This is a genomic window from Peribacillus sp. Aquil_B1, from assembly GCF_022603275.1.
In the GTDB taxonomy this organism is placed as follows: Bacteria; Bacillota; Bacilli; order Bacillales; family DSM-1321; genus Peribacillus.
Genome location: NZ_JAKXEE010000001.1, coordinates 240,534 through 254,240 on the forward strand (window position 1 = coordinate 240,534; position 13,707 = coordinate 254,240).

Annotated in this window: 10 protein-coding genes and 1 pseudogene; 9 read left to right on the top strand and 2 right to left on the bottom strand. The window is 41.4% G+C overall.

Annotated features, from left to right (window positions below; all coding sequences use genetic code 11):
- Positions 1-260 precede the first annotated feature (260 nt).
- The 3 genes and pseudogenes from MPH60_RS01200 to MPH60_RS01210 all read left to right on the top strand — a co-directional run.
- A pseudogene (locus MPH60_RS01200) lies at positions 261-1,355 on the top strand (McrB family protein); the annotation flags it as partial.
- Positions 1,327-3,798 carry a restriction endonuclease-like protein gene (locus MPH60_RS01205; RefSeq protein ID WP_241589267.1) on the top strand — a complete coding sequence of 824 codons (2,472 nt, stop codon included), beginning with the start codon at positions 1,327-1,329 and terminating at the stop codon, positions 3,796-3,798. The pseudogene MPH60_RS01200 and the gene MPH60_RS01205, both read left to right, overlap by 29 nt.
- A gap of 310 nt (positions 3,799-4,108) precedes the next feature.
- On the top strand, positions 4,109-5,092 hold the full coding sequence (locus MPH60_RS01210; protein WP_241589266.1) for a DUF4145 domain-containing protein: 984 nt from the start codon (positions 4,109-4,111) through the stop codon (positions 5,090-5,092).
- A 146-nt stretch (positions 5,093-5,238) separates the two neighbouring features.
- Here the strand turns inward: MPH60_RS01210 and MPH60_RS01215 are convergent, their stop codons facing one another.
- A complete protein-coding gene (locus tag MPH60_RS01215) occupies positions 5,239-7,197 on the bottom strand; it encodes an oxidoreductase (RefSeq protein WP_241589265.1) in 1,959 nt (652 codons plus the stop codon).
- Between the two features lie 336 nt (positions 7,198-7,533).
- Between MPH60_RS01215 and MPH60_RS01220 the strand changes: the two genes are divergently transcribed.
- The 3 genes from MPH60_RS01220 (at position 7,534) to MPH60_RS01230 (ending at position 11,132) form a co-directional block, all read left to right on the top strand.
- Positions 7,534-9,294: a sigma-54 interaction domain-containing protein gene (locus tag MPH60_RS01220; RefSeq protein WP_241589264.1), complete on the top strand. Its 1,761-nt coding sequence runs from the start codon at positions 7,534-7,536 to the stop codon at positions 9,292-9,294.
- A gap of 95 nt (positions 9,295-9,389) precedes the next feature.
- The gene (locus MPH60_RS01225; protein ID WP_241589263.1) at positions 9,390-9,530 is read left to right on the top strand and encodes a hypothetical protein; all 141 of its coding nucleotides are present in this window, start codon (positions 9,390-9,392) and stop codon (positions 9,528-9,530) included.
- Entirely contained in the window at positions 9,531-11,132 is a 1,602-nt protein-coding gene (locus MPH60_RS01230; protein ID WP_241589262.1) for a sodium:solute symporter family protein, read from the top strand.
- A gap of 81 nt (positions 11,133-11,213) precedes the next feature.
- Here the strand turns inward: MPH60_RS01230 and MPH60_RS01235 are convergent, their stop codons facing one another.
- Positions 11,214-11,708 carry a L,D-transpeptidase family protein gene (locus MPH60_RS01235; protein WP_241589416.1) on the bottom strand — a complete coding sequence of 165 codons (495 nt, stop codon included), beginning with the start codon at positions 11,706-11,708 and terminating at the stop codon, positions 11,214-11,216.
- 204 nt (positions 11,709-11,912) lie between these two features.
- Between MPH60_RS01235 and MPH60_RS01240 the strand changes: the two genes are divergently transcribed.
- The 3 genes from MPH60_RS01240 to MPH60_RS01250 all read left to right on the top strand — a co-directional run bounded on the left by MPH60_RS01240 (position 11,913) and on the right by MPH60_RS01250 (position 13,683).
- Positions 11,913-12,251 (top strand): hypothetical protein, encoded by a 339-nt coding sequence (locus tag MPH60_RS01240; RefSeq protein WP_057276953.1) that lies wholly within the window; start codon positions 11,913-11,915, stop codon positions 12,249-12,251.
- Between the two features lie 164 nt (positions 12,252-12,415).
- Complete coding sequence (locus MPH60_RS01245) at positions 12,416-13,141, top strand: ZIP family metal transporter (RefSeq protein WP_241589261.1); 726 nt, start codon at positions 12,416-12,418, stop codon at positions 13,139-13,141.
- 161 nt (positions 13,142-13,302) lie between these two features.
- Entirely contained in the window at positions 13,303-13,683 is a 381-nt protein-coding gene (locus MPH60_RS01250; protein WP_241589260.1) for a hypothetical protein, read from the top strand.
- Positions 13,684-13,707: the final 24 nt, after the last annotated feature.

The window sequence follows — 13,707 nt, forward strand, 5'->3', positions numbered from 1 at the left end:
AAGAAGAAGATGAGAAAAAGTTTATCAATGTGAATAGAGGCAATTGGAGACAGAGGATAGGGGTTGATTGGATTAAGGCTCTTGATTCTCCTATTCAATACGAAGGTCGTGATTTCAAAAGGAACCTTGATATTAAAGGGAGTAATCAAGTTATGGGGTCTTCGACAATCTTTGAAATATCAAATTCTGGTTTTAATTATGTTAAAGAGTTGATTGAAAGTGGTACTAAAGATGAAGTGAACGAAAGCATCTATACTTTTTTATCTAACAAAGATCTAATCAACCACATCCATTCTTACATTAAAGCTAAAGGTTTCTACTACACCAAAGAAGAAGTCACAAATTTATTCCTTTCTCTGAAAACAAAGCCATTTGTAATCCTTTCCGGCATTTCTGGTACAGGGAAGACGAAGATTGTTCAGTGGTTTACGGAGAGTGTAGGGGCTACTGAGGAGAATGGACAATTTACGTTGATTCCGATTCGTCCGGATTGGAATGATGGGTCGGATTTGCTTGGGTATGTGGATATTAAGGGAGACTTTAAGCCAGGTCCGTTTACGACTGTGATTGAAAAAGCGGAACAGAATCCGGATGATCCTTATTTTGTATTGTTGGATGAGATGAATTTAGCGCGGGTGGAGCATTATTTTAGCGATGTGTTGAGCGTGATGGAGAGCCGTAAGTGGGAGGATGGGAAGATGGTTACGTCTACTCTTCTTTCTGAGGAAATGGCGAAGCGGGATATTAGGCTGCCAGTGAATCTTTATGTTATTGGGACGGTCAATATGGATGAAACGACACATCCTTTTAGTAAAAAGGTGCTCGACCGGGCTAATACGATTGAGTTCAACCGGGTGGAATTATCGAATCTTGCATTTCTGGAAGAGCAGGTGGAAGTGGAACCAAAATTGGTTCAGGATCATATGTTCAGGTCCAAATATTTGCACTTGAAGGATCTTTATTTGGGGAATCAGGAGCTTGTAAAAAAGGTTACCGCTGAATTGGAAGATATCAATAAATCGTTGCAGCTAACCAATGCCCATATCGGTTATCGGGTTCGGGATGAGATATGTTTTTATCTTGCTTATAACGAAGACAGTGAATTGATGAGTTTTGAGAGGGCATTTGATCATTGTATTTTACAAAAGATCCTGCCGCGTATTTCAGGCAGTGATACCCGTGTAGAAAGGCTATTAGAGGGTTTATATCGTTTGTTTACTACAAAAGAATATATCGATGATGAGGAAAGTAATGAAATCAGTATACGTACGGCGTGATATCCGAAAAGTGCCGCTAAGGTTGTAGAGATGCTTAGGAGGTTACAAGATGGCTTCACATCCTTCTGGATCTCCTGATGATGTCGACTTGGTGAAAATAGAGGCAGAGGAATTTTCATTAGTGATTAAGGGAAAGCCGTATCATCACCGGTATGAGGGGTTAAAGCAATATCGTAAGATGGATTATCATGATGTCATGCAATTTTCCGTTTCAGGAGAAGACGTACAAAGTGTTGAAGTCTATGATATTGAATCAGGAAAGTTAACTGATTCCCAGCAGGTGCGGCCAATTTTCTTTGAAAATGGGACATATCAAGTTCTTATCATTTCAAAACAAAATCAGGATCTGGACTTTTATCATGAACATCCTATATTACGCCAGGCAATATCTCGTATGGAATTGAGTGGAATGTCGCTTTTAACAGGGAATCTTCAATTTCAAAATGAAGTAGGGTATATGACTTTTGAAGTTCGTTCAGGTGCACAAACTTTATTGGAAGTCACACTTGAAATTTTTCCGGTGAAATTGGATTATCAGAAAGATTATCGACAGCTGCTTGAGGAAGTGAATGATGAGATTTATAACTTGGCTTTTCACTTTATCCGGAAAACGTATTTAGGGGCAAACATCAAGCTTGAAGGCAAGCCAAGCAGAGCTGAATTCTATCGTTTGATGACGAAGCATTTTAAGCAGTTTATTCAGGCTGTAAATCGAATCGAGAGGCAGCCACATCATATATTAGAAACATCATATGTGAAAGCGCGCGGCGATCAGCTCAGCAAGACTGATTCTTTTACACGGAAGTATTTGCAAAAACGGATTCAGTCTTTTATGGAAGTGGAGAATGGAATTAGAATCCATGGGAAAACGATGATGCCGCGTGAAGGGGTTAAGCCTAAAAAAGAACTGCGTTACGATACGATGGAAAATCGTTATGTGAAATGGATGATGGACAGGCTGATTCATAAGTTTGATGATTTGTTAGGCGCTTTAATGAATAAGAATAAGCGCTGGAAGGAAGTACCTGATACGGAACTTCTGTTACGGCTGAATCAAATGAAACAGCAGCTTGAATCAAGGAAGAACAATGTCTTTTGGCGTTCGATTGGCAGACTTGATCGATCGGTAATGAGTTTGGTCCTGCAAATGGCACCAGGTTATCGTGATGCCTTTCAAATTTATTTAACTGTCTCAAAAGGCCTTATGCTGCAAGGCAAGCTATATCAAATGTCTGTTAAGGATGTCGCTACTTTATATGAATACTGGACTTTTTTAAAGCTAGGACAAATTTTGAGCAGTAAATATACTCTGTTAAGTCAGGATATTGTCAATGTAAACCGAGATGGGTTGTTTGTGAATTTAGAGGCGAACCGAACTGCTAAACGAGTCTTTGAGCACCCAGTGACTAAGGAAAAGATTGAACTAATCTATCAAAAATATGAGAAAGATTTACCGACCATTCCGCAAAAGCCTGACTCGATGTTGACGATTGAGAAAAAAGGCAAGAATCACCGATATAATTATGTATTTGATGCCAAATACCGAATTGATTACGCGCAACCTGAAAGCTATTATCAATCCCGTTATAAAACGCCGGGACCGGTGGAAGACGATATTAATACGATGCACCGCTATAGGGATTCACTCGTTACCATGAGTAATGGTCCATATGAGCGGACTGCCTTTGGAGCGTATGTGTTATTTCCTTGGTCAGATGAGCAAAGTTATGAAGACCATCACTTTTATAAAAGTATAAATCAAGTTAATATTGGTGGGTTGCCGTTTTTGCCAAACGCTACCTATATGGTCGAGCGATTCCTAGAGTGCCTCATTGAAAAAAGTCCTGAGGAAATACAGCGTGAAGGGATATTACCTAGGGGAACGAAAGAGGAATGGGAATCAACATTAGAAGAAAAAGTACTTGTCGGAACGGTTTCGAACGAAGCAATTTATAAAGACTTTATTCAGCAAGGCTACTATCAGATCCCTGTTAATAGCCTAAAAAAGGGCTGGCAAGAAGCAAAATATGTCGCACTTTATATGACTTCAGGGCTTGGGGAGAACGGTGTTAGAGAGTATGGAGAAATCAAGCGAATCGCCACTGAAGAGGATTTTGTCCGTTTCTTTGTGGAGGTTTGGAAGAATACAAAGCAAGTAATCCGGCCTGTAAAATATGGCATAGCAACGTATATGATGACAACTCTTTCTTTACTAAACGAGGCGAAAGAGCTGCCTGAGCTGTACATGAAAAACAAACAGGAGACAACACTTTGGAGGATGCTGAGAAGGATTTCAGATCAGATAGAGATTAACCTGGATAACAAGGTCTTAGAAGAAGCCTTAGGAGTAGGGACTTTCTCGTTTAAAGGAATCGAAATCCATTTGAACAAAGAGAAACAAACCTTAGCCATTAGAAATGATAGTCAGGAACGAGTATTAGGTACAGATTTACTAATCCATCAGCCTTCTAAAGTATTTAGAGAAGTTCTTGGTTTGCTTTTAACCACTAAACAGTTGTAAAGCTGCTGCAAAAATCAGCATATTGTGAAAAAGCCTAACCCATTTGATTTGTGGGGAGGGCTTCTTTTATTAATGAATGAGGATATTAATATTAAAATATCCCCACCTTATTTTAACTGATGAGTTGGTAGGTAATACTTTCGAAGAAGAAGGATCTTAACGTTTTATTTAATAGAAATATAAGGTGAAATTGAAAGTATATTGTCATTATCGTTTTTGAAGATATATAAAATCAAATGGTATTTCATATAATAGATAAAAAAATGAATAGGTATCATGTTTGAAAAGTAAGGCCACAGGAGGGGTAAATATGCATAATCATTCTATATTTGAGTTTGTTGGACAATTTTCAAGTGAGTTATTCGAGCTTGTTTGCCGTATTGAAAATGGCTTGTTGGATCAACCTCTTGCGTCATTGATACAGGCTCGTTTATATAGTGAACAGTTGGTGAAGATTATTAGCAAAGAAGAGGGGATTGAGGATATCTATCCACTTAAGCACTCAGAACGAATACATAAATTATATCGCCAGAATGCGGTTGAAGAAGATATTTATTTGAAATTGGAATGGATTAGAAAGAAAGGAAATAAAGCGGCACATGACATAAAAGAAGTGAACATTACTGATGTGCTTCAGGTTCACAAATTTCTATTTGAGATCAGTGTTTGGTATATGCAAGTATACGTAAGCTACGATTTTGAAGCACCGATTTACAAACTACCTATTAATAAGGCTCAAGAAACTAATCCATTAGGGGCGGAGGATCTAGAAGTCCTTATGAAGCCTTATGTAGATCAGACTATGCAAAAGATGGATGAGATGTGGGCAGAGGTTCAGAGAGAGTTGGAAGCTTTAAGGCAAGAAAAGAAACAACTTAAAGAATCTATTTCTGATTCTATCAGACTACAGCAATCAGAAATAGCAGCAACCGCTGAAAAAGATTCACTGGCATCCTCTCAAGTTAATCTACAAATGACGAGTTTAGAATGGATTTTTGTTAAAAATAATTTTAGATTAACAAAGAAAACCAAAAAGGCTACAGAGTTTGAACATATAAAAAATAGAGAAGTATTATACTTAATGGCTAATAAAAACATAAATATTGTTTTAAATCCCAAAACTGTTGAAAATAATCAGAGTTTTATAGGCGGTAAAGAGAGTCATAGTACTGCATTAACACGATTTCCAAAGAAAATAAAGAACGGTAAAACACCCACAAGTTATGGATACGCTTTTAAATTAAAAACAGAAGAAGAATTAGGGGCATTTTTAAAGAGTTTAAATGATATTTGAATATAGGAGTCTTTCATGAAGCTTAACTGGGAAAGAGAGCTCCGGAATTTGTAATGGCAACCTTCTTTTATTAAACCAATGAGCCATTCATGCCTAACCTATATCCCAAAAAAGAGACATCCCCCACCCGGATGTCTCTTCTCTTTTTATAGACTAATCACACTCATCATCCCTTCATGCGTCGCTTCCTCAATCGTCCGCGGTCCCAGGCAATCTCCTATCTGCTTCACGATGGGTGCATGGTCTTTCATTTCTTCGAATAGTTCTGTGTTGGGTATGCGGCCTAGGGAGAGGACGATGGAGTCCCAGTTGGTTAGTTCTTGTTTTTGTTGGGTGAATAGGTTCCGGATGATGACGTGATTTCCTTTGATTGCCCCGATATCGTAGTGGGGTAGGAGTGTGACGTTTAGGTTGTATAGTCTTTTTAGGTATTCGTTCCTGAGATATTGGTGGACGGTTTCACCGATGTGCAGTCGTGATGATATGAGTGTTACTTGGTGGCCTTTTTCGGCTAGGTAGATGGCCGCTTCCATGCCGGGCCAGTCACCGCCGAAGTCGAATACGAGTACGTTGTCCCCGACTTTTTTAGTTGAGCTGTATAGGTCATCACTCATGATGATCCGTGGGTCATCGATTCCTTCGATGGCTGGTGTGTAGGGCCGTGAGCCGGTTGCACAGATGATGGCGTCCGGTTTTGATTCGGATATTTCTTGGGCGGTTGCCTTTTTGCCTAATTGTACATTTATGTTGCTTCTCATCAGTTTCCGGGAGTAGTTATCGAGCATCGATTCTGCGAGTTCATGCCGCATCGGTGCTTTGCGCATGGTGCGGAGCAGGCCGCCGATTGATTTGCTTTGATCGATCAGTGTGACGGAATGTCCTAGGTAGTCAGCGGTTATGGCTGCTTGTAATCCGCCGGGTCCGGCTCCGATGACGAGGACATTCTGTTTGTTTCTAGTTTTCTTTAATTCTGGTAAGATCCATGCTTCTTTACCTGTTGTCGGATTTTGGACACAGCCGATCGGCAGTCCTTTATGATAGTGACCGATACAGGCTTGTAAACAGCCTATGCATGCGTCGATTGCCTGCAGGTCGCCGTTTTTTGCTTTGTTGGGCATGTCTGGGTCGACGATTAAGGCCCTGGTCATTCCGACGACATCGGCTTTTCCGGTTGATACGATCTGTTCCGCTTCAACGGGGTCGACGATTCGATTGCCGACAAAGACCGGTACGGCTCCGGCCATCCTGATTTTGAAACCATGTGGTGATAGGTATGCGTGCTTTATCGGAGATGGCGGCACGATATGTGTTGATCCCTCGAAGGTGCTTGAATCGCCGGCCGTGACATTGATGAAATCCAATCGGACTTTTTCCGCGAGATATTCGACGATTTGCACGGAATCCTTCATCGTTGTCCCGTCCATCGTCAGTTCATCCGAGCTCATGCGAATGCCAACGGTAAAGTTTTCCCCGACTCTTTCCCATACCTTCTCCAATATTTCCACGATGAATCGCATCCGATTTTCGAATGATCCGCCATAGAGATCCGTACGCTTATTTGTATGCACTGACCAAAACTGGGCAGGAAGATATCCGTGTGAACAGCAAATTTCAACTCCATCAAGTCCGCCTTCCTTTGCCAGCTGTGCTGAATGGGCGAAGCCTTCAATCACTCCTTCAATATCCTCCAAGCTCATTGGTTTTGGCATCACCCCAAAGCGCAGGCTGGGAACGGCTGAGGGCGCCCATGCCGCATTCCGATAGTCGCTCGATACGACTTCCCGTCCGCCATGAAATAGCTGTGAGAAAACCTTCGTTCCATACGTATGGAGCGTTTCGGAAAGCTCTTTGTAGGCATCGACGATTCTATGGTCATATCCTGCAATCGTTTTGGACGTAAGCATGCCGGATGGATGTACGGATGCCGCTTCAAGGATGATCAATCCTACGCCCCCTTTAGCACGAGATTCATGATAGGCCACCATATCCGAAGTGGGAATTCCGTCCGTGACATGATTTGTTTGATGTGCTGTACTTAAGATCCGGTTTTTTAATTCAGTAGAACCGATCGTTAATTGGGTAAACAGATTCTTGAATTGAGCCATGATCATGACCACTCCCTAATATTAGATAGAATGAGAGTATAGAGGGCAATCGCCTCTACCTATCTCTATACAGGTTCAATATGCAATAATCATGCCGTTTCGGCGATTGAGGATTCATCATCGTTTTTTTACTTTTATAAAGAGGGTATGGCTCATGGATATAGTATTTTATAGATAGATAACTGAACCTTTTTTGAAAAGTGGTGATTCATTATAGGTTCAGTGTTAGATTGGTTGATAAATGGACATTCGTTGCTAATGAGTGGGGCACTTATTTCTTTGCAGCACTAAAAAGTGTAACAAAAACGGTTCGCAATCAAAATATGGGGTGATGTGATGGAAGTAAAAAAGGAATCACTAATTGTATTTTCCGATATTTCTATTTTGGATGTTAAATCCTTGCTGAAAATTAATTCCTCGCCTTTTATTGTCATGAAAAATCACTTGGACATCCTCGGCATATTGGAGGAAGGTTTCTTTTTGAAGAGATTGGATAGGGAGGGTGAAAATCCGGAAATCACGGCTTATCTCAATACATCGTTTGTTGTCGTTGATGATTTAGATAAGCTAAGTGAAGACGATATGATCAGCTATGATTTTGTGATTCAACATAGTGATAACCAATATAGCTGTTATCCAATCTCTGAAGTCAGGGAAATTCTGCTTAATAAGAAGATGAAGAGCTTACTAAGTCTAAATGAATCACTTCAGAAAGAGCTGGAGGTGACAAGAAAGAAGGTAAAGGAGCTAACGCAAATCCTGGATTCCAGCTATGATGAAATTTTCGTGACGGATGCTAACGGGAACACGTTATTCGTCAGTGAAGCTTGCAAGAAGCTTACAGGGCTGCCTCCTGAGGCCTTTATTAATAAGAATATTAAAGAGTTAGTTGAAAAGGGGTTGATCGTCAATTCGGTTACATTACAAACGATGAAAACGAAAGCGATCCATTCGGCGGAGCAAACCTACCCGCATGGGTTGACTGTATTTTGCACAGCGAAGCCGATTTTTGATGAGGAGGGGAACTTATATAGAATCGTTTCGAATTCCAGGGATATTACGGAACTGGTTGAGATGAAGAGTAAATTGAACAGAGTGAACCTTAGGAACCAGCGAGCCCAGCATGAAAATTCGAGAACCGTTTCATTCAATAACTTCATTACAAATTCGGATAAGATGATAAAGGTATTGGAATTAGCTGAAAAAGTCGCACCGATGGATTCATCGATTTTCATTCATGGAGAAACAGGGGTCGGAAAAGGGGTTTTAGCAAGGGTCATTCATGATCTCAGCAGCAGAAAGGATAAGAAGTTCATTCAAGTGAATTGCGGCGCGATTCCATCGGCTTTAATTGAGTCCGAGCTGTTTGGTTACGAAAGCGGGGCATTCACGGGAGCCAATAAGCACGGGAAACAAGGGCTTGTTGAAAGTGCTGATGGCGGCACGTTGTTTCTTGATGAAATCGGGGAAATGCCGCTCGACATTCAAGTGAAAATCCTCCATCTGGTTCAGGAGAGAACATTCATGAAGGTGGGGGGAACGAAAGAGAAAAAGGTGAATATTCGCATCATCTCCGCTACGAATAAAGACCTGAAACAAATGATCAAGAATAATCAGTTTCGCGAAGATCTCTATTATCGGCTGCATGTCGTTCCCATGGAAATACCGCAGCTGCGAGAGCGGAAGGAAGATATCCTATTATTAACCGATTATTTTCTGAAGAAATTCAATGAAAAATACGGTCAATCCATCACGATCGATGATCATTCGAAGTTAATTCTGCAGCTTCAGGATTACCCGGGCAATGTTCGGGAGTTGGAAAATGTAATTGAACAGATTGTCGTGACGGCCAGGAAACCTATCGTAACGATAGAGGATTTGCCTTCCGATTTAACCTACAAAGATACGGCGCTAGTCAATTTGACAGGAATCATTCCCTTGAAAAAAGCGTTAGAGGAAACGGAAAAGCAATTATTGTCACAGGCCCTTTCCGCCTATAAATCAACCCGAAAAATGGCCAAAGCCCTCGAGGTCAGTCAAACGACGATCATGCGCAAACTAGGAAAATACCAATTTAGCTATGATGACGATAAATAAAATTAACCTCAATAAAATCTGAATATTCAAAAATATGGTATGGATATTGCATATTTCATTATTGATTATTTTTATTTTGATAAGGGGGTCAAGAAATGGGTGAGCTGATTTTCTCTTTAAGCTATGGGGGTTCCTTAATTGTCATGGGGTGGATCACGAAGGTTTTCCTAGCGAAAATGAAAAGAAATCAAGAAGAAATAAAAGCTAAAGATCCGATTGAAAAGGTGGGGATGTAAGTGGCTTTTCTGCTTGGTATTATTATATCTTTTTGTGTGTATGTCTCGATCGGCATCTTTTTATTCAGGAAAGTGAAAAGCTCAGAGGAATATTATGTTTCTGGTCGAAGCGGAAACACTTTGATGATAACCGGTACGCTAGTTGCCTCTTTCCTAAGTACGGTATCATTCATGGGGGAAGCGGGATTTTCCTATGAAGGGTATCCGATCCTGCTGCTGATCCTCGTTATTTTTAATGCAAGCGGCTATATTTTCGGGGTGTTCCTGTTTGGCAGGTATTTAAGAAGAAGCAAATCCTTGACGGTTCCTGAATTTTTCGGTAATCGCTTTCATTCCAAGAAGGTAAGGCTGGCGGCTGCGATCACGACGATTCTCGGAATCTCAGCATATTTAGTTGCCGTTACTCAAGGGGCAGCCGTTTTATTGGCCGAGGTTTCTGGTGTTTCCTATCCAATGGCCCTGGTGATCATGTGGGTCGTGTATTCATCCTTCACCATTCTCTCAGGTGCGAAGGGCGTCATGGTCAATGATACGGTAATGTTCTTTTTATTCTCAATTGCAACGTATCTAAGTTTTCCTTATATCATCAAATCCGCAGGCGGGTTCCCTGATGCCGTTATGAAAGCGGCAAACCTGGCTGAACGTCCTGATTTATTAAGCTGGCATGGCATTACCGGACCTGCCGCAACGATGGGCACACCTTGGGAAGCGCTGGCCTGGGCCGTCATCATGGGTTTGGTCTGGGGCATTGTCATCGCCGTGAGTCCATGGCAAAGCAGCCGATATTTAATGGCAAAAAATGAACACGTAGCCATCCGGGCCGGCGTTTGGGCAACGATATCGATTTTGACCGTCTATTTATTTCTTCATATCAGCATATCGACAATCACTACCATTAAAGCGGATATCGCCCCGACGGAAAAGGTATTCATTTGGGCAGCAATGAATATTGTCCCGACATGGCTTGGAGTCATCATCGTCAGCGGCATCATGGCTGCGGCCTTATCATCCTGTTCGAGCTTCCTGCAAATAATAGGAAGCAGCATTACACGGGATATCATGGAACAATCACGGAAAAAGGAATACACAGATCATCATCTATTACGGGCCAGCCGCATTTCCATGGTTGTGATCAGTTTGATCATCTTATTGATTGGATTGTTCCAGCCACCTGCCGTCATGTGGATCGGCTACTTTGCGGCTACACTATTTGCGGCATCATGGGGACCGATTGCCATATCAAGCGTATTTTCAAAGAAGGTAACGAAAGAAGGAGCCTTTTGGAGCATCGTATTCGGCTTCGTTGGCGTGATACTCGGAGAAAGTCTCGGCATGTTCGGAATAAGCCTTCCCGTTTACCTCAATCCTGTCATCATTGGTTTAATTTTAAGCATAGGTGCAATGATAATTGGCTCCAAGTATGGAACGATTACCATCGAAGAAAGGGAATTTCATGCAAATATCCTTCAAACCCCGATTGAAATAAACGAGCAAAAAGAAATGAACATCACGCGCAGATACCCAACCTATTTAATGATCAGCGGCGTCATGATCATCATGGTTACGCTAGTGTTTTATTATTGGCCGATAAATATGAATTGATTGAACGAAACTATTGTACTGGCAGGGGAAATCCCTGCCTTTTTTTGAATGAAAAAAAGTGTCCAGGTTTCCCTAGACACATTAAGGATGAATCGTAACCGGTGTCCCGATAGGAACAGTCCTTGATAATTCCTCCACGTCCCGATTATGCATGCGAATACAGCCTTTTGAGACGGCTCTACCGATCGAGCTGGGATCATTCGTTCCATGAATGCCGTAGTGCTCCTTGGATAGACTCATCCACATTGTACCGAATGGGCCTCCGGGGTTGGGGGCTTTATTAACGATGATGAATTGTCCTACTGGTGTACCGAACAGCATTCTTCCAACAGCGATTGGATATTGTTTTTGCAGTACTCCATTTTTAAGCAGCCTTAGCTTACGATTGTTAACGGATACATCAATCTGAAATGGAATGGTATCAGCAGGGGGAAATCCAGGGATCATGATGGGTTGACCAGGATTAATGACATTTGGATTTATGTTCGGGTTAGCAGCGATGATGGCCGATAGCGGTTTCCGATAGTCCCTGGATATCTGTGTCAGTGTTTCACCTGGTTTAACTGTATGAATCAGTCTGAACACCTCCATAGGTTATAGTTGTCATGTTTCATTCTATGTGATTTTTCAAAAGTGTTTCGTAACTCGTTATTAACTGTTATCTGTTTTTAATGAAACTTATATGTTAAGTAACTAAGCCGAAAAGAAACCGAAATGAACATTTGATAAAATAAGTTTTTATGGAGATGGATTTTTGTTAGTTAAAGAGGGGGAATAAAGGTGGAGGAACATGTGAAAAAGGCTTTAGTAGAATGGAATGAAGAAATCAGTGATGTGTTAAATGGGATAGAAAAAGAGTATGAAGAAGTGAAGCGTGATCTTCAGGTTTATTCCTATAAATTCAATATTACCAAGCAGGTTGTACAATCCACTATAAATGATGAAATCATTCGCAACATCCGTGAGCTCTATCATAAACCTTTCGAGCAAAAATTGAACGAATTGAAAGAGTCTATAAAAGAGCTGGAAGAAAAGAGAAAGGTTTTTCAAATGTTTGTCGATAAAATTGAAAAGGTTAGTGAAAGAGAAGAAGGAAAACCGCAAATATCAGTCATATAAGGCAGCGAAGAGTAGGACTCAGAACAACTCTACCATTCTATACACAAAAACCATGGCAGCGAATATAACTGCTTTTTTTTGCTGGAATAGCAAAAAGCGGCCCCTTGTTTACCCCAACATCAACCCGGGTACACTATCCTATAAAAAGGAAATGGGGGAATTCTATGTGGAATGCGGTCTTTTGGGGAGGGGTTTCGGGTTCTGCCGTCCTGCTTGGCGCACTTGCCGCCATCTTCATTCCGATAAAGAAAAACATCATTGGCTATATTATGGCTTTTGGTACGGGCGTATTGATTGGTGCCGCGGCATATGAGCTGCTTGCTGATTCGGTGAGTGATGGGGGGATTTGGGCGACCGCAATCGGATTCATAACAGGGGCCGCCGTGTTTACCGCCTTGGATTTTCTTATTTCCAAAAAAGGTGCGGATAAAAGGAAACGCTCCAATAATAGCTCCTCGAAGGAAGCGGGCCTAGCCATTTTCATCGGGACGGTGATGGATGCCATACCGGAGTCGATCATGATTGGCGCCAGCTTGATAAGCGGTGGCTCGGTAAGCTGGCTATTGGTCATTGCCATCTTCATCAGTAATATTCCGGAGGGGCTCTCAAGTACAACAGGTCTGCTCAAAAGTGATTATTCCAAGAAGAAAATCATGCTGCTGTGGCTTTCCGTCCTGATCATTTCGGCACTCTCCTCGATGTCGGGCTATCTATTCCTCGATCATGCCCCGGACTATGTCCTGGCAGCGATGGCAGCCTTTGCAGGCGGCGGGATCATCGCGATGATTGCCTCAACGATGATGCCTGAAGCATATGAAGATGGAGGGCCGATCACGGGCATATTCACCGCCGCCGGCCTGCTGATCTCTTTGGTTCTGGATTCGATGTGAGATTGTCTCCTTGGAAGGAAGGGGGGCAATTTTTTTGTGTAAAAATTCTATCAAGAAATACACAAGGAAATCTATCTCGAAAAAAGAATTGTTGGTGTTAAAATATCATTTCAAATCATACACTCTTACTATAGATTTTAGACATTGAGGAGATGTTAGAAATGAACTTCGAGATGCAAATAGCGAATATGCTGGCTGATAATATAAATGGTTTTATTACATTCGTCCGGGAAAATCATGAAAATGAAAATAATTGCTTTTGTGTAAATAGAGATAAATTGTATCAATTGAAGCTTCTTGTCGAGGAGTATAAGTTTCAAGTATGGGCAGATGAACTTAAACGAATCAATCGGTTTACATGGGATGAAAACTACACGCATTTATTGGTTGATAGATTCAGAAAAGGGATGGAGATCATTGAAGAGTACGTTGAAAACAACTACAGCGATTTATTCATTTTCACCGCTAGAATTTATACGTTGAATAACCTAAGCTTATTATTTTGCAAGGAGGAAGAATCGGGCACAGCCCTCGGCGAATAAAAGAAGAGCACATATTATCGTATA